Raw genomic sequence first — 19,548 nt, forward strand, 5'->3', positions numbered from 1 at the left:
TCTACTTCGCCACCTTACTGATAGGATTGTGAAGCGCAGCATGCTGCTCGTGAACCGATTGAATGTAGCCCAGCAAATCCTGCTGTAAATCCTCGCGCTGAAGAGCGAAATCCAGGGTGGCTTTGATAAAGCCGAATTTGTCTCCGACATCGTAACGGACGCCCGAGAAGTTGTAGGCGACAACAGGCTTCTGCTCGTTCAGCCTGCGGATCGCATCCGTCAGCTGAATTTCGCCGCCCGCTCCCGGCGCCTGATTTTCCAGAATTTCAAAAATTTCCGGAGTCAGCACATAGCGTCCCATAATCGCATAGTTGGAAGGAGCCGCTTTACGCGAAGGTTTTTCCACGAGCGTTTCCAGGAAAAAGACATCAGGCTCAATGGAGGAACCTCTCGGCGCGATTACACCGTACTTGGAAACATCCTCGTCGCTGACCCGCTGCACGCCCACGACGGACGAGGAGTAGCGGGAATGAATGCGGAGCAGCTGCTTCAGGCAGGGCTCTTCGGACTGCACGATGTCGTCGCCGAGCAGAACGGCGAACGGCTCGTTGCCGACGAAGCTGCGGGCGCACCAGATGGCGTGACCGAGACCCTTCGGTTCTTTTTGCCGGATATAATGAATATTCGCCATATCTGAAATGGCTTGAATTTGTTTAAGTTCTCCGTGTTTACCCTTCTTGTCTAGGGTTTCTTCCAGTTCGAACGACTTGTCGAAATGATCTTCAATCGCGCGCTTGCCCCGTCCGCTGATAATCAGAATATCTTCGATGCCGGACGAAATGGCTTCCTCGATAATGTATTGGATCGTCGGTTTGTCCACGATCGGGAGCATTTCCTTCGGTTGGGCTTTCGTAGCTGGCAGAAAACGGGTACCGAGACCTGCCGCCGGAATTATCGCTTTACGCACTTTCATGATTCATTCCTCCTTATGGTCGTTAACTGCGGGTCGCTCTAAGCGTTCAAAGCGTGAAGCAGAATGCCGATGACAAAATCCTGATCCGATTCGCTGAGACTTGAACCGGAAGGCAGGCACAAGCCTTGTTCGAACAAGCGGTCGGACACGCTTGTTCCCTCTTCGTGCGGGTAGTAGGCGCACTTACCGTACAGCGGCTGCCGGTGCATCGGCTTCCATACCGGCCGGGACTCCACGTTCTCGTCCGCCAGGCGCGCGATAAGCTGTTCCGTCGTGATGCCGGCGGCGGCCGGATCGACCGTAAGCGCGGTCAGCCAGCGCGTGGAACGCCCGTACGGAGCCTCGGGCATAAACGAGACGCCCTCGATGCCGCCAAGCGCCTCGCGGTACCGGTCGAACACGGCCCGGCGGGCGTTCACGCGCTCATCCAGCACACGCAGCTGCCCGCGCCCGACACCGGCGAGAATGTTGCTCAGCCGGTAGTTGTAGCCGACCTCGCTGTGCTGGTAATGGGGAGCCTGGTCTCTCGCCTGCGTCGCCCAGAAGCGGGCCTTCTCCAAGGCTTCCAGGTCGTCCGACACCAGCATGCCTCCGCCGGAGGTTGTAATGATCTTGTTGCCGTTGAACGAGTAGACGCCGAAACGTCCGAGCGTTCCGCTCGACCGGCCGGAACAGGTCGCTCCGAGCGACTCAGCCGCATCCTCAACAACGGGAACGCCGTAGGCGTCGAGCAGTTCCAGAAGCGGCAGCATGTCCGCGCTCTGGCCGTAGAGGTTGACGACGACCGCCGCTTTGGGCAGTCGTCCTTCCCGTTTCGACTCGGCGAGTGCCCGCTCCAAGGCAGCCGGCGACATGTTCCAGGTCGCTTCGTCCGAGTCGATCAGCACAGGCTCCGCACCCTGGTACATGATCGGGTTGACGCTGGCGACGAACGTGAGCGAAGAGCACAGGACGCGGTCGCCCGGGCCTACGCCTAGAAGACGCAGCGCCTGATGGATACCGGCGGTGCCGGAGCTGAGGGCCACGGCTCCCTTCGAGCCGGTGTAAGCCGCCAGCTCGGCTTCGAACGCGTCCACGTTCGGTCCGAGCGGAGCGATCCAGTTCGTCTCGAACGCTTCGCGGACGAACTTCTGCTCCTCCTCGCCGATATGCGGAGGAGACAGGAGAATACGGCTCCGGCCGGTTCCCGGCAGACCATCCGTGGTGCCCGGAACGGCACCTGTTTGCAGCTGTGCGGCGCGGGCCGGTGAAGAATGAGTTTGTAGCTGTGCGGCCATATTCGGTCCTCCTTTTGATTGATCCGGTCATTCGTTGAAATGGAGTAAGAGTGTTCTACCGTCATCTGCACGTTTCGGACGGTTTAGACCTCCGTTCTTTCAGTGCGGTACACGATTTATAAAACCAGAATTGGAATCCTTGCAATAAATCCGCTTGCACCGAGTGCAGTGCGGCTCAGCTCCCGGTGCGCCTGCGGTGCGGCATGACGCAGGCCGTCCGCAAACGGGCACGCTGCCGGACAGCTCGCTCGGCACCCGCGAAGCGGCACCCCCGCCTACAGTACCCCGCCCCTGACGGGTCAATGCAACGCGTGCGAACCCCAGGCGCCCACTGCGCCTGCACGGCGTTCGGACCGCTCAGCCGCTCACGCCTGCCGGATCACCCGGGCAGGCACGCCCGCCGCCGTGCATCCGGCGGGAATATCGCGCACGGCCACGGCTCCGGCGCCCAGCGTGCTCCACTCGCCGACGGCGAGACCCTGGATCACGGAGGCGCCGATGCCGATGTGCGCCCCGGCTCCCACGGCGACACCGCCCGCCAGAGCCGCGTTCGGCGACACATGCGCGTAGTCGCCGATCACGCAGTCGTGCTCCACGACTGCGCCGGTGTTGACGATCGCGTGGGCGCCGATCCGGGCCCCCGCGTTGACGACCGCGCCCGGCATCACGGCGGTGCCGGGCGCCAGGCTCGCGTCCCCGCTCACGACGGCGCGGGGATGGATCAGCAGCGCGAAGCGGCCGGGCTGGGCGCCGAGCGATTCGGCGACCCTGCGGCGCACCGCGCAGCCGCCGATGGCGACGAAGACGCGCAGGTCTTCGTCTTCCGCGAGCATGCGGGCGGCCAGCGCAACCGGTCCGCGGAGCAGGCCGTCCGCTCCGGCGGCCGGGGCCGTATAGCGGTCATCGAGCACGGCGGCCAGCTCGTAGCGCCCGCCGGCCCGCGCGATGTCGCGCACAACCTTGGCGTGGCCGCCGTCGCCGATCAGGAGAAGCCTGTTCACGACGAGCTTCCGATACCGGAGGCGGCGCTTCCGGTGTACTTGTTCGTCGTGGCCTGTCCTTCCTGCGACACGCCTTCCCTGCGGACGACTTTAACGGCGGTCAGCAGAAGAATTTTGACGTAAAGGCGGAAGGAGCGGTTGTCGACGTACCACACGTCGAGTCTGAACTTGTCTTCCCATGAGATCGCGTTACGCCCGTTCACCTGCGCCCACCCCGTAATCCCGGGACGTACCCAGTGGCGCCGCTTCTGCTCATCGGTATACAGGTCCATATACTCCATCAGCAGCGGCCTTGGACCGACCAGACTCATATCGCCCTTGATCACGTTCAAAAGCTGCGGAATTTCGTCCAGGCTGAGCTTGCGCAGCAATTTGCCGAATGCGGTAAGCCTGACTTCGTCGGGAAGAAGATTTCCGAATGAATCTCTTTTGTCGGTCATCGTCCGGTACTTGTAGACGTAGAACGGCTGACCGAAACGTCCCGGCCGTTTCTGCTTGAACAGCACCGGTGACCCCAGCTTCATCCGGACAAGAAGTCCGACGACCGCGTAGACCGGAAGCAGCAGAAGCACCAGAGGCAGTGCGATGGCAAGATCCGCCGTACGCAGGACGGCATGTCCCAGCCATCTTCCGATGCGGCTCTTTTCTTTTTTTCCCGCGCGAAGCTCTTTGTACATCGTTTCTAGTCGTTCGACGACGATCTGCTCGGTGAATTCCCGCTCGATTCTGCACCGTCCGCCCTGGCCCAGCATGGTGCCGTACGCTTTGTTCTCGATGAGTGTCCGGAACGCTTTGGCGAGCGCCCCCGTATTTTTGTAAGGAACGAGCAGGCCCGTATCTTCATGCCGGACCAGCTCCCGCGTACCGAGCACATCGCTTGCGACCACGGGTTTGGAAAAAGCCATCGCTTCCATCAGAAAACGCGGAATGCCTTCTTTCTCGGAAGTCAGGACGACGATGTCGGCCATTTTCAGAAAAGCATACAGGTCGGAACGGTGCCCGATCAGCAGCACTTCCTTCTGCAGGCCGAGCTCGGCGATCCGTTCGAGAATCTGCTTTTCCAGCGGCCCTTTGCCCGCCAGCAGACAAACGAAATCCGTGATTCCCTGGCTTTTCAGCAGGGCAAGCGCGTCCAGCAGAAAATGATGATCCTTCACCGGCTCCATTCTCGCACCCATGAGCAGAACGGTCTTGTTTTGCGGGACACCGTAGGTCGCCTTTAACGTTTCCAGCTCTTCCCGGCTGATTTTGCCGGCCGCCTTGTCCAGCTTGTCCAGATCGACGCCGTTGCCTTCGTAGTACACGATCTTGCCCGCGTTCAGAGACTGAAGCTTCGGCATATCTTCCCGGTTCTGGGAAGCAAGCGCGTCGCAGAAGTACGTGCCGATTTTTTCAAGTGTCCGGTAAATCGTATAAGCCGTCTTGGACTGGCCTTCATAGAACGGCAGGCCGTGGCTCGTATGCATAATGACCGGAGTGCGGGCCAGCCAGGCGGCGGCTCGTCCGATAATTCCCGCCTTGGCCGTATGGGTATGGACGATGTCATAGCCTTCGCGCTTGATAAGCCGTCTCATCCGGAGGATCGAACGCACATCTTCCACCGGACGTATTTTGCGGTTCATCTGCACGAACTTCAGTTTGAGTCCGCTGTTCTTCATCGCCTGCTCATCGTAGCCTTCCGGAGATGAAATCAGGTGGACTTCATGCCCGGCCCGCTGCAGGACGGACATTTTGTCCGCCAAAATTTTGTGAGAGATAGCCGACGTACAAATATGGGCGATTTTGCTCAAGCGAAGCCTCCCCTTTCCGACTTAGATGCGTTTGCTTTAAGATCCGGACCCGTAATACCCGACATACCAGTCGGCGAACTTCTTAAGCCCTTCCGAAATGGGCGTCGACGGACGGAATCCGACATCTCTCTGCAGAGCATCGATATCCGCGAAAGTCGCCTTTACGTCACCAGGCTGCATGGGCTTGAACTCGATATCCGCCCTCGTACCCAGGCTCTCTTCCAGCGTCCGGATAAACGTCATGAGCTCAACCGGCGAATTGTTGCCGATGTTGTACACTTTATAAGGCGCGTAGCTCGTGCTCGGGTCGGGATTTTCCCGGTCCCAGTCCTTGTTCGGCACGGGCGGACGGTCCAGCAGCCTCACGATGCCCTCGACGATATCGTCGATATACGTAAAGTCGCGCCGCATTTTGCCTTCATTAAACACTTGAATGGGCTTGCCTTCGAGAATGTTGCGGGTAAAAGAGAAATACGCCATATCCGGACGCCCCCACGGTCCGTATACCGTAAAGAAGCGCAGCCCCGTCACCGGAATCCCATACAGGTGGCTGTAAGAATGAGCCATCAGCTCGTTCGCTTTTTTGGTAGCCGCATACAGGCTGACGGGATGGTCGACCGAATCGTCCGTCGAGAACGGCATTTTGGTATTGGCGCCGTATACGGAGCTGGAGGACGCATAGATGAGATGATCGATTTTGTAAGTCCGGCACGCTTCCAGGACGTTCAGAAATCCGGTCAGATTCGAATCGGCATACGCCCTCGGGTTCTCGAGGCTGTATCTTACGCCCGCTTGAGCGGCAAGATTGACGGCCACCCGGATATTATGCTCGCCGAACACCCGGTTAAGCTGCTCGTGGTCGCATAAATCAGCCGTATAATGATGATAATTCGGGTAATTTTGAAGCTGCTTCAGCCTGTCCTGTTTGAGCGTTACGGCATAGTAATCGTTGAGATTGTCGTAACCGACTACCTCCGCCCCGCTTTCCAGCAGTCTTAAAGCCAAATGGTAGCCGATAAAACCGGCCGATCCGGTGATCAGAATAGACACTGCCTACACTCCCCTGCTTACATATTGATGAAAAGACTGCCAGAACTCGCTGCGGTCGCGGTCCAGCTTCGTCTTGGTGAAATTAGCCGCTTTGGCAAAATTCCGGCTTGCCTGCTCCAGCATCCAGTCCCGGTTGATGACCGTTCCCGTAAGCAGAGCCGCAAGCTGTTTGTCCTGGCCCGGCTTGAACAGGCAGCCCGGGTCGAGAAGCTCGGGAATCCCCCCGGCCGTCGAGCCGATTACGGGACAGCCCCTTCCCATCGCTTCAATCGTGGCGCGGGGAAGTCCTTCCTGAAAGCTCGGCTGGATGTAGATATCCACGCTGTCCAGCCAGCCGAACACCGCACTGCCGCTCGGAAGGACGCCGTCGAACTGGACGTTCTCCTGCAGCCCGAGGCTGCCCGCCATCGCGATCCAGCGCGACTTGTCCCCGTCCCCGAGAATGCGGAACTTGAATGGGGGCAGTTGGCCTTTGATCCGCGCCAGCGCGTTCAAGGCGGTGTCGATGCCCTTAGTTTTGCCGTTTAACGAACCGATCAAACCGATGGTGACCGGCGTTTTCATGCTGCGGATCCGCTCCAGCCTGCGCTGCAGCACGTCTTCGCCCATCTCGGGAAGCTCGACGTTCGAGCACGACTGAGTGCGGCCGCTCGGGCACGGGTACCTTTTCTGCAAAAATTGTTCCGTCACATAAATCGCGTAGGGAGCTTCCTTGACGTCGGACTTCGTTTTCCACGTGGCGATCGGCGCATACAGCTTGCCCTGCATACTGCCATAGTTCCACAAACCGTCCCAGGCGCAGGCGACCACTTCGACCGCAAACGGCTTGCCCAGCTTCTTCGCAATGGCGATCGCTTCGGAGCCGATTTCGCTCGGCAGACGGGCGATCACCGCGTCCGCTTTCATGACCGCTTCCGTCAGCACGCGCTCGACGTAGCCTTTTTTCGTAATTTTATTAACGGGATTGCTGAGGGAGGGCAGGACGATAAAATTGACGCCCGCTCCGCTCGACAAGCTTTTCTTCTCCATTTCATGGGCGGAGGTCATTCTCTTGCCCCGGGACACGACCGTGAGAGAGTCGAATACGGAAAGATACCTCTCCCATACGGCGTAAGGCAGCTTGCCGCTTGAGTAAAATTTCCCCGAATCCGTAAAGTAAAACGTATGATCATGTGCCCACAGAACGTTCATAGTGACCCTCTTTTCTGATTGACTTAATGATTTTGGCCGGCACGCCCGCCGCCACTGTCATGGAGGGAACCGGTCTTGTTACGACGGCACCCGCAGCGACGATAGAACGGCTTCCGATGCTCGCGCCCGCCAAGATCCTGCATCCGCAGCCGATCCAGACATCCCGGTGGATATGGATTTTGGAACAAACGACCGGATTGTCGCGGATGGGAAGAGACTCGTCCTCCCAGCTGTGCTGGAAGGAAATCAGCGAACTCTGGTGCGCGATGGACACTTCATCGTCGATCTGAAGCTCGCCGCACGCGTCCAGGTAACACTGCTTGTGGATGCTGACATTGCTGCCGATCCGCAGGCGCTCCCAATATTTGATCTCCACCGACCGGCCGACGAAGACATTGTCTCCGCAGCTCAGCGCCAGGCACTTCAGCAGACAGTACCGCATCGCCACACCCGCCGTGTCCGGCAGAAGATCGGTCAGCGTCCAGGCGTACTTAAGCGCCGGCCTCGGGAAGAGACGGAGAATGCGGATGACGATGTTCAGCACCGTTTTGAATTTGTGAAACCGGTCTCGGCCTCTCATGGATTCCTCTCCTTTTGTCCCGGATAGACTTCAGCCATTTCAGCGTCCAGCCGGCCGTATAGGCCTGAAACATATACAGCAGGGGCAGAATGGGCAGCTTCTTGCGCACCATGTTGTCCCCGATCGTGCCGACGCCGTATTCCAGATCGCGGCCCGTTACGGTCATATAGCCGACGAGCACCAGCGTGCAGGCATAAGCGAAAAGCAGCACCACGACAATTCCGTAAAACGCCCTCGTCTCTTTATACCGGATAAACATCAGCACCGCAAAAGCAAGCCCTACAAGCATCGCGACGGCTTCCATGGAACGGTACATCACGTTCGTGTCCCAATTTTCCAGATTTATGGGATTTGGGCTCAGGAACAGGAAAGCCGTCAGCAATACCGCATTGACGATGCCCAGTCCGCCGATTTTGACGGCGAGCACCCCGGCCGATACGGCCAGCATGGCGACTGCGGTTTTGAATCTTTTCGTAAACAGCAGGTAAAAGCAAAGCGTATACACGATGGCATAGTCGCGCAGGCCGGTCGCGTACAGCATGACGAGCAGGAACAGTACGTACTTCCGCTTCAGCAGCAGATGTGTGCAGTACAGGCCGAGCGCCACACACGTGACGTCTTTTGCGAAAAGCGAAGTCATCATCATGAACGACGGGCTGACGAACAGTCCCAGAATGATCCAGCCTTCATACAAACGGCGGTTTGCCTGCTCATAGCCGAAAAACGACCGGTTCAGCGCATAGATCAGATAAGCGATCCAGATCAGCATCACCGAATTGTACGTGATGATGACAAGCGGATCGGACACGTCCAGAAATTTAAAGAACGGCATATACATCAGCCCGAAAATCGGGTAGGCCGACGAATTGAACAGGTAAGTCGAAATATGCTCAAAAGCGTAATTCAGAAAATCACTCAGTCCCAGGTACGTGACGACCTGCTCGTAATAATGATTTTCGTCGGGACCCGCCAAGGGAGTCGCCGTGAGCGCATAAACGAACTTCCCAATCAGCATCACGCAAAAGCCGATATACAGCAGGAACGGCTGATCCGGCCAACGGATCATGCAGAAGAGCGGCAGCAGCAGAACGAAAAAAGAAATGATCCCCATGCGCTCATCCAGCAGAAAAATTCCTTTTTCCAGAAGCAGCATAAGGAGTACATATCCGATCACGAACAGGTTCCGAAGGGGAGGCGCTCCCTTCGGCAGCCCGGCTGCGGGGCTATGGCGCCGCAGCGTACATCCGCTCCAGTCTCCGCACACTTGTCTGAATGTCGTATCCGCACTCCTGCAGCGCCTCCAGCCGGACGGGCCAGTCCAGCCGCGATCCGGAGGTTTGCTCCCGGATCGCCCCGGCCCACGTCTCGGCCGGTTCGTTCAGGGACAGGCGGCTGACCAGCCCCAGCTTCAGGTCCGCTTCTGCGGGCACCTGATCGGAGATGAGGCAGGGAACGCCCGCAGCCTGCGCCTCGATGACCACGATGCCGAGTCCTTCGTACAGCGAAGGCAGCAGGAAGAGGTCGAAGGCTCCGATCAGCTCGGGGATGTTCTTGCGGACCCCGAGCAGGTGCACGTTGTCCGCAATTCCCAGCTCGCGGACCCGGGCTTCCATCTCGCTGCGCAGCGGTCCGTCCCCGATCAGCACAAGCTGAGCGTCCGGACGGGTCCGCAGGAAGCGGGCAAAGATTTCGAGCAGAAACCGGTGGTTCTTCTGCTCGCTGAATCTGCCGATGTGCCCGATCACGGGCACATGAGGGTCCGTGACCCCGACCGCTCTGCGGTAAGCCGAGCGGTCTCTCTCCAGCTGCCCGTAAGGCTGCACCTGGATCGAGTTCGGGAACACGACGACCCGCTCGTCCCGCCAGCAGTCGGGCCCGAAAAGCGCTTCGCAGGCGGAGCGGGAGCAGCCGAGCATCGTCGTGGAGTTGCTGCGGATCAATCCCCGCATATACCTGCGGTACAAGTTGCGCAGCCACGATTCCCGCTTGCTGTCGTGCGTGTTGTGGCTGTGGCTGATTCTTACCGGGACGTTCATCTCTCCCGCAAGCTTCAGCACGTAGCCGCTGAACTGGTAAATATGGCTGTGCACGACCTGATACGGCCCGTGCTCCTTCAAGTTGGCGAGGAAAGCACGGCGGAAGGCGCGCAGCCCTTTTTTCGGATGGGGCTGCCTGAAGATGCGCCCTCCCAGCTCGATGATCTCGTCATCGTAAAATCCTTTTTCTTCAAACTGTACGGCAAAATGAAATTCGTATTTATCCCGGTCAATCGTCCGGTACAGGTTCATCAATAACGTTTCGATCCCGCCGGGATGCATTTTTCCGACGACGTGAAGAATTTTCGTTTTAGGCTTCATGCAGAATCCTCCCGACGTAAGTAACAAGCTCCCGTTTCTTCTGGTTGACGATCCGGACGGAGCCTTCCTGGCGGCTCTTCTCCGGGACAAGCCCGGCAAGCACCGCTTTGGGGTCCGTACGGAAATCGAGCACGTGCCCGGAAAGGCCCAGATCTTTAAAAATGCTTGCCAGTTTCTTGTCCCAGGCGATGCCGTAGGTAGGCTTGCCGAAGGAGATGGCCGGGATGCACGCATGCAGGCGCTGCGCGATAACCGTATCGCAGTCCCGGATGCTCTCCACCAGATCCCCGACATCGTCCGGATAAGGGGCGAATTCCACGCCGGGCATTCCGGCCAGCCGCGGTTTGACGTACCGTTCCACGAAGGCGTTGTCGGTATCCGCTCCGTTCGTAAAGACCCGGACGCGGCTGCCGCCGTCGGCCGCCCCTTTCGCCAGGCTGTACCACCAATCCGCGCAATCGTCCCGTTCCCACTGGTACGGGGAATGCCGCCTCATCTCATTGGGGTCCATGATGCCAAGTCCGATGGTCCGGGCGGTAACGGCTCCTGCGTCCCCGGCCGCGCGCCTTCCCGGAAATGCTTCTAGGGTAACCAGCGCCGGATCGGATAAAGCCACGGCCTTGTGCGCCAGAGACGGGGCGATGGAAAGTAAATAAGCCAGCGAATCTTCGTCTCGGACTGAAATCGTTTTGGCGTAATGCAAAATATCGGTAAACCACTTCCGGGCCAGAAAGCTCCAGGGCCCTCTCATGCCGACGAACACGACATGCAGCGGCTTGCCCTGTCTCTTCACTTCCCGGACCAGACGGCGCATGGCGATAGGAAACGACAAGTACGTGTCGATAAACAAATGCCCTCCGCCGATCAGCACCGCATCCGCCCGGGTGACAAGCTCGCGGATCTGCTCGCCGAGTACGGCGTCCTTGCGCTTATGGACCGAATACGACTTCATGTAGCGCAGAAAATCCGGCGTCAGCTTTTTTTTCACACTGACTTCGTTCAGTTTGTAGTCGCGCGTTAACGCGGGCTTACCGGTTTCCCGGGTTGATCCGCCGCCCTCAGCGGGTTCTTTGTACAGACCGGCCGTCAAATCGAAGTTGGTGACGGTATATTCCCCGCACGTGCGGATCAGTTGATTGACGGTCATGGCGATAAGCCCGTCTCCCAGATTCGTCGAATGGGGCACACCCGCAAGCAATATATGTTTCACGTTAATTCCCTCGCTTTTTGTTGGCGGTCATCCAGGCAAACATTCCGATGGAAATATTCAGCTTCCGCCGGATGACGATCACCATGGCTGTTTTCCAGCAGACGGTGCAGAGCAGATTCGTAACGGCCGCTCCCAGCATGCCGAAGGCAGGGATCAGAGCCAGGTTCAGCACAATGTTCAGAACGGCGGAACCGGCCAAAATCCGTCCCAGCGTTTTCTGCTGCCCCGTCATCGTCATCAGCGTACCCGTCTGTCCGCTGAAAGCGGAGACGAGCTGGCTGGTGGACAAAATCAGCAAGGCCAGCGAACCCCGTTTGAACTCTTCTCCGAACAGGCCGAGAATGGGATCGTTCAGAAACAGGAAGGCGACGTAGATGACTCCCGCAAACAGGAATCCCGCCAGGTTGCTCAGACTGAGCACTTGCTGGAGCTGCTTGTCGTCCTTCTTGGCGTAAGACTCCGAAATAAAAGGAGCCGCCGTCATGTTGATGGCCGTCAGGCCGAACGAAACGAGCGTCGCGATCCGGACGGCCGCCCCGTAAATCCCCGCCTCGGTCGTCCCTTCCATCCAGCCGAGCATCAGCACGTTAAGCTGGCCCAGCACAAGGTACATGCCCGAGACAAACATGAGCGACAGGGACACGTTCACCCATTCGCGGGTGTTGTAGGCGGTGCCGGCATCCCGGGTCTGCGGGGTCAGTCTGCGCTTGAGCACCCAGGCGCCTATGGCGTAAGACACGGCCATGGCGGCCAGGAAGAGCAGCATCGCCTCGCCCGCTCCCGCCTTCGACTCCGCGAAGGCGTTATAGAGGAACAGCAGCGCGATGAACACGACCGGGCGGATGATTTTCTCCGGCAGCTGCGCGTGCAGCATCTCCTTCAGCGCCTGAAGGGAGCTTTGGCGGAGCAGGGCCAGGGCCATTACCGGTATGCCGAGCAGACCGGCTATGTAGGTATAGAGCAGTTCGCCGTTCATGGTCCCGCTCATCAGGAGCACGACGAGAAGCGAAATGACCGTAACGGCCAGCGACAGCCCCGCCGTGATCTGATTCGCCCGGCGGAGCAGCCCTTTCACCTCCGCCCACTGCCCGTGCGCCCGGTAGGACGAGACGTAGCGTACGATGGCGGTGTCGAACCCGAGCTTCGTCGGGAAAACAAGGAACGTCACTACGGTCGTGACGAACGAATAGTAGCCGTAGCTGACGGCGCCCAGCTGTCTGGCCAGCAGGATTTGCAGAATCAGCGCGATGCCGATTCCTCCCACGTTAACCAAGAAGGACAGCGAGCTGCTTTTCATCAGCATTTTCGATAAAGAACGCTGTGTAAGTGGTTTCGCGGTTGTATTCATACTCATCCCGGATTCAATTCCATTCCTGCTTGAGTTTTAAGAAACATTGCGGTAGGTCGGCACCAGATGCTGCAGCAGCGCGCGGATTTCCTCGGGATCGCTGCCGAGCACGCGTTCGAGACGGCGCATTTCGAATTCCAGCTCGGTCCGGTTGATGTTCATCGGCTTTCCGATAAAAATCCGGTCGTGCATCGTGGAGGACATGCCTTCCTCACTGGTCAGCAGCTCCTCGTACAGCTTCTCGCCGGCGCGGATGCCGGAAAATTCGATATCGATGTCGACGTTCGGCTCGTAGCCGGAAAGCCGGATCAGGTCGGTCGCCAGATCGACGATTTTCACTGGTTTGCCCATGTCGAGAATAAACACTTCGCCGCCCTTGGCGAAAGCCCCCGCCTGAATGACGAGCTGCACCGCTTCCGGAATGGTCATAAAATAACGCACCATCTCGGGATGGGTTACCGTCACCGGGCCTCCCCGGGCGATTTGGTCCTTGAATCTCGGGATCACGCTGCCCCGGCTGCCCAGGACGTTCCCGAAACGGACGGCCACGAATTTCGTCTTGCTGTGCTTGTCCAGGCTCTGGATAAACATTTCCGCGATCCGCTTGGTCGTTCCCATGATGCTCGTCGGGTTGACCGCTTTGTCCGTGGAGATGAGCACGAAACGCTCCGCGCCGAATTCGTCCGCGCATTCCGCGACGTTTTTGCTGCCGAACACGTTGTTCTTGATCGCCTCCGACGGGTTGCGCTCCATGAGCGGCACATGCTTGTGCGCTGCGGCGTGGAAAACGACCTGCGGGCCGAACTCGCGGAACACGTCCGCAATACGGGTCCGGTCCTGCACATCGGCGATCACCGTTTCGATCGGCAGGTTCGGGAACAGCCGGCGCATTTCCATCTCGATGCCGTAAATGCTGTTCTCGCCGTGGCCGAGCAGGAGCAGCCGGGCCGGTTTGAACGGGGCTACCTGGCGGCAGAGCTCGGAGCCGATAGACCCGCCCGCGCCGGTGACCAGCACGATTTTGTTCTGTACGTAATCGGCGATATTTTGTAAATCCGTCTGGATCGGATCGCGTCCGAGCAGGTCTTCCACCTGCACGTCGCGCATCTGGTTCGCCGCCATTTTTCCCTGGATGTATTCCTGGATGTGCGGAATGATTTTCAGACGGGCTTTCGTCGTTTTGCAAATATTGATAATGTCCGAAATCTGCGTCTTCGACACCGAAGGCAGCGCGATGATAATATCGTCGATCCGCTGCTCTTCCACGATCCGGGGAATATCGAGGCGGTTCCCCATGACCGGTATGCCGTGAAGCTGAAGCTTCTGTTTGTAGGGATCGTCGTCCACGAAGGCGACCGGCTTCATCATGAAGCTGTCGTTGTGCGCAAGCTCCTTCACGAACATGACGCCGCAGCTTCCGGCTCCGACGACAAGCGTCCTTTGGGCGGGTTTGCCGCCCCGGGACCTTGAGCTGCCGTAAAAATTGTCGCAGAACACGCGCCAGACAAATCGTGAACCGCCCAGCATCAGCAGGATGCCGTTCAGATTCTGGAGGAACATGTACAGCGTAATCTCTCCCGCGGACAAGAACGATGTCACCGCATACGAGACCAGACAAGATACGATGACCGCTTTGGCGATCGCTACCATCTCACCGACGCTGGCATACTGCCAGATCCGGTTATAGAGCTGGAAGTAGAACATCGCGCACGCCAGCGAGATACCGGATACCAGTGTGTAGAGCATAATGACACTCATGACTTCCTGCGGGATGCCGCCCCGGAAATGCGCCAGGAAAGTCAGGTAAATGCTCGCCCATACGATAATCATGTCGATCAGGACTAGCATGGGCGTCCGTTTAGAATAACTCATCTTTTCCCCTCCCTTAGTGTTGAAAACCGTTTTGATAAAAGGATGATGAATCTAAATGGATAAAGCCGCCTTTTCCCAAACCAATCAGCTGCTGTAGTCGTAATATGTATTCATCTTGGCGTCCTTGCGGGCGACTTTATTCAGCACGACGCCCAGTATCCTTGCATGGACGAACTGCAGGCTGTCCCGCGCTTTCTGCACCAGCTCGCGTTTGACGCCGCCCGCGTTCACGACGAGCACGACGCCGTCGCACTGGGTCGCCACGACCTGAGCGTCGCTGACGGCGAGAACGGGAGGCGTATCGACCAGAATCACGTCGAACTCCCGCTTAAGCCGCTCCAGCAGATCCGTCATCCGCCGGGAACCGAGAATCTCGGACGGGTTGGGCGGCACGGTGCCGCAGGTCATGACGTACAGGCCCGGAATGTCCGTCTCCTTGAGCGCTTCCTCCACTTCGGCCTGCCGCGTCAGCACATCCGTCAATCCGGTGCGGTTCGAGAGGCCGAACGTGCGGTGAGCCGTCGGTTTGCGCAGGTCCGCGTCGATGAGCAGCACCTTCTTGTCCGTCTGGGCGTACACGACGGCCAGGTTGTCGATGGTGGTGGACTTCCCTTCCCAGGGGCTGGCCGAGGTGACCATCAGCGTCCGGATTTCTCCGTCCACTCCGGAATATTGAATGTTCGTCCGCAGGGTGCGGTATGTTTCGGATATCGGCGACATGGGATTGCTGTGGGCGATAATCGGCCGCTGTTTACTGGATTGGGACACCGGATGCTTCACCTACTTTCTTCCCCAGCGGGGTGCGTTTGGGCTTCATATCTCCGGCCCGTATTTCCGGAACGGCTACAAGGGTCGGAAGGCCGAGATAATGCTCCACGTCTTCCTCCGTTTTCAAGGAGTCGTCGAAATATTCGAGTGCGAAAACGAGTCCGATCGCAAACATGAGCGAAGCCAGAAAGCTGATGGCCACGTTAAGCGGCACATTCGGCTTGACCGGCGCCGGCGTTTTGGCCGGGTCCGCTTCGTGCAGCACGAAGACGTTGTCGATTTTCATAATGTTCGGAATCTGCTTCTGAAACATTTGCGCCACCGTGTTAATCATCTGGGCCGCTTTGGAGTAAGATGCATCTTCAAGACTCAGCGTAAAAATCTGCGTATCGCTGACCGAACTGAACTGGATGCGCCGCATAAGATCGTCGGAGGTCACTCCGTATTCCGGATGCTCCTTGACGACAAGATCCATAATCGCCGGCGTTTTGATAATTTCTTTGTAAGTGTGAATCAGGGAAATATTCGTGTTAATCGCATTCATATCGAGCCTCAGCATTCCCTGGTTGTCCGCAGGGGAGTTCACGATCAGCTTCGTGGAAGCCTGATAAACGGGCTTCAAGTAATATTTGCTTACGACGCCGGTAATGAGACAACCCGCCGCCACGATCAGCAGAATGAGCCACAGTCTTTTACGGAGGACAGCCAAATACCGTTTAATTTCAAAATCTATACTCACTGAATTGAATCCCTCGCTTTCCTTTGGTATTCGTACGACGCGGCCCGGATGAAGGCTTTCGTGCAGCCGGGCCGCCGCTTCATACGCTTCATCGCATTAAAACAATGGTTAATTGCCGCTTTGTAACCTTAAAGCACAAAGGTGCGCCATCTAGCGGAACATCGCAAAAAGCCTTCGCGGCCGGCTTGAGACCGGCTCCAGTTTTTCCAAGGGGAGATCGTTCGCTACCCGGATGGCGTTGCGGCGGCAGTATTCCGCGTAATCACGGCCTATCTTCGCTTCTATCTTCGCGTAGGCTTCGCTCAGCCTGAACGGTCTGCGGACCAGATCATGCGCATCCGACGCAACCAGATGGATCAGCCGGCGGGAGCATAGCTCGTAAGCGAGTGATTGTACTTTCGAGCCGAACGTACCCAGGATGGAGTCCGAGGTAAGCTGAAACACCGCTCCCCATTCCGCCAGCCGCAGCAGCTTGTCCGGATCTCCCGCAGCCTCCGCATTTCTCTCCGGGTGCGCAATGACGGGGACGAGCCCCAAAACCGAACATTCGTGGCAAATTTCGGCCAGCTCCCCGGGAAGGGAGTATGCGGGACATTCAATCAGCAGATACCGGGTTCCGCCGAGCGTAAGCAGCGTATCCTCGTACCAGTCGTCAATCAGATTCGGGGTAACGCGGATCTCCTGGCCGCTTTTAACGTGAAGCGGAATGCCATGCTCCAGCAAGGATGCATTCAATCCGGCCACCGCTTCTTCTATTTCAGCGGGAGAGGTGAAATATCGGCTTGTCCGGTGGTGAGGTGTAGCGAATACCGTCGATATTCCATTCGACACCGCCATTCGCGCCATTTCGAGTGAATGCTCCAGGCTGCCTGGTCCATCATCCAGACCGTGAAGGATATGGGTATGGATATCAATCATTCATTTTCCCTCCAGATCCGAATGTTACTAAAATTATGTCACAAATCGTATGGATTGCATGAGGGTGTATAGTTATAAATTCATGTAGTTACTACTGCTTATTTTGCAAAGCGAAGTATGAGCTGGATTTCCTGTTTGTTTTTGTTTTTATTTATCACATTTTCCAGTTATTTATAATTTTTTTCGAGTATTTCACGGTTAAAATGCTTTCTTCGGAGACTTGTAAGGTACAACGAATCAGACCTTTGTCTCTACGCCGTAACCGTCCGTACATGTTTCTTTTCCACGGTAAAAGTCCCCCGATGCTTGTCAAAGACTGGCTCCGCGGGCTTTCAGGGGGTCGTAAACGTATTTTTAACAGTTGCTACCAAAGACAGGTCCCAGGGAAAGCCATTCGGCTCAATTTTCGATTTGGGGGTGGGACAGGGTAACTATGCTAGGTCTTAGGGACGGATTTAGGGGCGGAAAAAGAAGGACATTTAATTCCCACAATTTCACTTGGAATAGTCCCGGCTTGTACCTACCTCTTCCGAAAACCGGGACAAAATCCCTTTTTCCGTCCCAGTCTTCCGGGCAATACCGCTACTAAATTCCCGTCCGGTACGTGCTTATCATGCGGAAAAGCCGACATTGGGCTCTCCCGTAACGACTCAACCCCGCGGAAACAGCCGTTTTTCGGCCGGTTCAGGTTATATTAGCCTCCGGGCAGTGACTTTGGACACAAGGAGGCGCACGCCTTCCTTCTTTCAGCCCAATCCGATACGGTCTCAAGAGCTGTTTTTTGCAAGCGTTTCCATTCAAATTTTTAGGGGCTTCTCCTGTACTTTCCTTTTCATGTTCAAAACTCTGCCCGGCTTCCCGCCGGCCAAAAGAAAAAAGCCGCACGCGGCGGCTCCTCTTTCAACCCCAATTATTCTGTTCATCGGTGCTATCGGAATTTATCGGACCTCATCGAACTTATCGAACCTCGGGGGACTTGCCGGAATGTCCGCCGGATTACTGGTCGGAGGAAGAAAACACGGCTTTCCCGGGGATATAAAGGATCTGTCCGGGGCTGACTTCCTGATCCTCCAGCCGGTTGTAAAGCTGCAGCTCCCTCGGATTGATCTCATACCGCTTGGCGATAAGATCGAGCGAGTCTTCCTTCTGTACGATGCACATCGTCACTTTGCGGAACTGCTGATCTTCTTTTTCCGCTTGGATAAAAAGCTTTTTCCACTCCAAGGAGTCTGCCTTGGATTCTTCCGAGCCCGCCGCGGCGGCGTATTCCTGCTCATCCTTTTCGGTTCGCTCGTAAGAGGATGCGCTGCTGCTGCCTGCACCATTTGCGAAGAGCGACTGGAGACCGGAACCTCCGGACGATGGCGAGTCCTGCTGCTTCTTGCTTCCGAACGCCACCTTCAGCTCCTTCGTTTCTTCCTGCACGGCAGGCTCTTCACCGGCGAATACTTCCAAGCTCTCCTCGGGGGGAACGGAAGCGATCACCGGCTCTTTATCGGGCTCGATGACTTCCGCCTCGACGCCGAAAGCCGGCGCCGTTTCCCCGCCGTCCGCTTTACCGGCCGCCTCCTGCTCCCCCGGAGAGGCCGAAGCGGGGTCCGCCGCCTGGGCAAGCGGCTGCTGACCCGCACCCGCGGACGGCGTGCGCTGCTCCTGCGCCTCTTCCTCGCCCGCGCTGCGGTAGGAGCGCTCGGACGAGAGCTGATTCAGCGTCAGCTCGCCGAAAGACCGCTCCGCATACGCAGCGGACGAATCCGCCTGCGGCGAAGGTGACTTTGGCGCGGCCAGCCGGTCCCAGGCGCTTGGCGCCGGCGCGGACGGCGCCGCGGTCTGAGCCTCTGGCTGCTCCCCCCGCGTCTCGCGCAGCCAAGGGTTCTCGGCCTTGTAGGCGCTGCCCGGATTAACGGGAGCCTGCGGCTGCGCGTAGAACTGGGCCGATGCCGACGGCTGCTTCGCCGGCCCGTCCGCCGCGGCCGCATATTCCGTCTGCTGGCGAAGCTGCAGGCCGTCGCTTGCCCCGGCGGATTCACCGGACTGCTCCACCGGAGCAATACCGGGCTGCTCTGCCGGAGCATGCTGCGGAGCGGAAGCCGTCTCGTGCACGAAAACAACCTCTTCGTCCTCTTCGCTCCATCCTCCGGCTTCGTATGCCATCTCCACGCCGTGCAGGGAAAGCACCCCGGTCACATTCAGGCTCCGTGAATTCAGCACGTCCACGTCAAACGTTTCGATATCGACCAGAATATCCTCGATCCGCTGTACCCGGCTGAGCGGCAGCGTAATCTCCACCGGAATGGAATGCTCCAGCGAACGTTTCGTTTCCTGCTCATCCAGATAGCTTCCGTTCAGCAGCAGGCTGCCTTTCAACAAAGCTTGTTCCTGCTGGGGTATTACCTCTATGCGGGGAATCAGTTCCACATCGTCCAGATCCCGTATGGCGGCGGCTCCTTCCGCCAAATGTACGCGTTCGTAGATGTCGAATCGCAGACCGTTCTGCTCTTCCGTCAACGTTGCCATCCTCCCTTCGGTTGTCC

The 19,548-nt window shown here is 57.8% G+C and carries 16 protein-coding genes and 1 pseudogene; all 17 read right to left on the bottom strand.

Annotated elements, in window-relative coordinates; all coding sequences use genetic code 11:
• Nucleotide 1 precedes the first annotated feature (1 nt).
• The 17 genes and pseudogenes from galU to C4S74_RS12760 all read right to left on the bottom strand — a co-directional run bounded on the left by galU (nucleotide 2) and on the right by C4S74_RS12760 (nucleotide 19,531).
• On the bottom strand, nucleotides 2-913 hold the full coding sequence (gene galU / locus C4S74_RS12685; protein ID WP_009672971.1) for a UTP--glucose-1-phosphate uridylyltransferase GalU: 912 nt from the start codon (nucleotides 911-913) through the stop codon (nucleotides 2-4).
• A gap of 38 nt (nucleotides 914-951) precedes the next feature.
• Complete coding sequence (locus C4S74_RS12690; RefSeq protein WP_103995697.1) at nucleotides 952-2,190, bottom strand: DegT/DnrJ/EryC1/StrS aminotransferase family protein; 1,239 nt, start codon at nucleotides 2,188-2,190, stop codon at nucleotides 952-954.
• Between the two features lie 365 nt (nucleotides 2,191-2,555).
• Nucleotides 2,556-3,191, bottom strand: coding sequence for an acetyltransferase (locus tag C4S74_RS12695; RefSeq protein ID WP_103995698.1), 636 nt, complete (start codon nucleotides 3,189-3,191; stop codon nucleotides 2,556-2,558).
• The gene (locus tag C4S74_RS26990; protein ID WP_258042485.1) at nucleotides 3,188-3,868 is read right to left on the bottom strand and encodes a sugar transferase; all 681 of its coding nucleotides are present in this window, start codon (nucleotides 3,866-3,868) and stop codon (nucleotides 3,188-3,190) included. Before C4S74_RS26990 ends, C4S74_RS12695 begins: the two co-directional genes overlap by 4 nt.
• Before the next feature lie 117 nt (nucleotides 3,869-3,985).
• Nucleotides 3,986-4,921 (bottom strand): annotated as a pseudogene (locus C4S74_RS26995) (glycosyltransferase family 4 protein); the annotation flags it as partial.
• Between the two features lie 96 nt (nucleotides 4,922-5,017).
• Nucleotides 5,018-6,031 (bottom strand): NAD-dependent epimerase, encoded by a 1,014-nt coding sequence (locus C4S74_RS12705; RefSeq protein WP_103995700.1) that lies wholly within the window; start codon nucleotides 6,029-6,031, stop codon nucleotides 5,018-5,020.
• 3 nt (nucleotides 6,032-6,034) lie between these two features.
• The gene (locus tag C4S74_RS12710) at nucleotides 6,035-7,222 is read right to left on the bottom strand and encodes a glycosyltransferase family 4 protein (protein WP_103995701.1); all 1,188 of its coding nucleotides are present in this window, start codon (nucleotides 7,220-7,222) and stop codon (nucleotides 6,035-6,037) included.
• Nucleotides 7,200-7,802, bottom strand: a complete 603-nt coding sequence (locus C4S74_RS12715; RefSeq protein WP_103995702.1) for an acyltransferase — start codon at nucleotides 7,800-7,802, stop codon at nucleotides 7,200-7,202. Before C4S74_RS12715 ends, C4S74_RS12710 begins: the two co-directional genes overlap by 23 nt.
• Complete coding sequence (locus tag C4S74_RS12720) at nucleotides 7,714-8,955, bottom strand: hypothetical protein (protein WP_258042472.1); 1,242 nt, start codon at nucleotides 8,953-8,955, stop codon at nucleotides 7,714-7,716. The genes C4S74_RS12715 and C4S74_RS12720 overlap by 89 nt, the downstream gene beginning before the upstream one ends.
• A 70-nt stretch (nucleotides 8,956-9,025) precedes the next feature.
• Nucleotides 9,026-10,159: a glycosyltransferase family 1 protein gene (locus C4S74_RS12725; RefSeq protein WP_103995703.1), complete on the bottom strand. Its 1,134-nt coding sequence runs from the start codon at nucleotides 10,157-10,159 to the stop codon at nucleotides 9,026-9,028.
• Nucleotides 10,149-11,369, bottom strand: coding sequence for a polysaccharide pyruvyl transferase family protein (locus C4S74_RS12730; RefSeq protein ID WP_103995704.1), 1,221 nt, complete (start codon nucleotides 11,367-11,369; stop codon nucleotides 10,149-10,151). The genes C4S74_RS12725 and C4S74_RS12730 overlap by 11 nt, the downstream gene beginning before the upstream one ends.
• A 1-nt stretch (nucleotide 11,370) precedes the next feature.
• Complete coding sequence (locus C4S74_RS12735) at nucleotides 11,371-12,723, bottom strand: flippase (protein ID WP_258042473.1); 1,353 nt, start codon at nucleotides 12,721-12,723, stop codon at nucleotides 11,371-11,373.
• 30 nt (nucleotides 12,724-12,753) lie between these two features.
• On the bottom strand, nucleotides 12,754-14,589 hold the full coding sequence (locus C4S74_RS12740; protein WP_103995705.1) for a nucleoside-diphosphate sugar epimerase/dehydratase: 1,836 nt from the start codon (nucleotides 14,587-14,589) through the stop codon (nucleotides 12,754-12,756).
• Between the two features lie 84 nt (nucleotides 14,590-14,673).
• The gene (locus C4S74_RS12745; RefSeq protein ID WP_103995973.1) at nucleotides 14,674-15,357 is read right to left on the bottom strand and encodes a CpsD/CapB family tyrosine-protein kinase; all 684 of its coding nucleotides are present in this window, start codon (nucleotides 15,355-15,357) and stop codon (nucleotides 14,674-14,676) included.
• Nucleotides 15,341-16,096 carry a YveK family protein gene (locus C4S74_RS12750; protein ID WP_103995706.1) on the bottom strand — a complete coding sequence of 252 codons (756 nt, stop codon included), beginning with the start codon at nucleotides 16,094-16,096 and terminating at the stop codon, nucleotides 15,341-15,343. The genes C4S74_RS12745 and C4S74_RS12750 overlap by 17 nt, the downstream gene beginning before the upstream one ends.
• 150 nt (nucleotides 16,097-16,246) lie before the next feature.
• The gene (locus C4S74_RS12755; protein ID WP_103995707.1) at nucleotides 16,247-17,014 is read right to left on the bottom strand and encodes a tyrosine-protein phosphatase; all 768 of its coding nucleotides are present in this window, start codon (nucleotides 17,012-17,014) and stop codon (nucleotides 16,247-16,249) included.
• Between the two features lie 996 nt (nucleotides 17,015-18,010).
• The gene (locus C4S74_RS12760; protein ID WP_258042474.1) at nucleotides 18,011-19,531 is read right to left on the bottom strand and encodes a LysM peptidoglycan-binding domain-containing protein; all 1,521 of its coding nucleotides are present in this window, start codon (nucleotides 19,529-19,531) and stop codon (nucleotides 18,011-18,013) included.
• Nucleotides 19,532-19,548 lie beyond the last annotated feature (17 nt).

This window comes from Paenibacillus sp. UNC499MF (assembly GCF_900107975.1).
Taxonomy (GTDB): Bacteria; Bacillota; Bacilli; order Paenibacillales; family NBRC-103111; genus Paenibacillus_F.

Excerpts from the sequence above, each read along its gene's own strand:
- galU (WP_009672971.1), bottom strand. The coding sequence starts at position 913 with ATGAAAGTGCGTAAAGCGATAATTCCGGCGGCAGGTCTCGGTACCCGT.
- C4S74_RS12690 (WP_103995697.1), bottom strand. The coding sequence starts at position 2,190 with ATGGCCGCACAGCTACAAACTCATTCTTCACCGGCCCGCGCCGCACAG.
- C4S74_RS26990 (WP_258042485.1), bottom strand. The coding sequence starts at position 3,868 with ATGTACAAAGAGCTTCGCGCGGGAAAAAAAGAAAAGAGCCGCATCGGA.
- C4S74_RS12710 (WP_103995701.1), bottom strand. The coding sequence starts at position 7,222 with ATGAACGTTCTGTGGGCACATGATCATACGTTTTACTTTACGGATTCG.
- C4S74_RS12715 (WP_103995702.1), bottom strand. The coding sequence starts at position 7,802 with ATGAGAGGCCGAGACCGGTTTCACAAATTCAAAACGGTGCTGAACATC.
- C4S74_RS12720 (WP_258042472.1), bottom strand. The coding sequence starts at position 8,955 with ATGCTGCTTCTGGAAAAAGGAATTTTTCTGCTGGATGAGCGCATGGGG.
- C4S74_RS12725 (WP_103995703.1), bottom strand. The coding sequence starts at position 10,159 with ATGAAGCCTAAAACGAAAATTCTTCACGTCGTCGGAAAAATGCATCCC.
- C4S74_RS12735 (WP_258042473.1), bottom strand. The coding sequence starts at position 12,723 with ATGAGTATGAATACAACCGCGAAACCACTTACACAGCGTTCTTTATCG.
- C4S74_RS12740 (WP_103995705.1), bottom strand. The coding sequence starts at position 14,589 with ATGAGTTATTCTAAACGGACGCCCATGCTAGTCCTGATCGACATGATT.
- C4S74_RS12755 (WP_103995707.1), bottom strand. The coding sequence starts at position 17,014 with ATGATTGATATCCATACCCATATCCTTCACGGTCTGGATGATGGACCA.
- C4S74_RS12760 (WP_258042474.1), bottom strand. The coding sequence starts at position 19,531 with ATGGCAACGTTGACGGAAGAGCAGAACGGTCTGCGATTCGACATCTAC.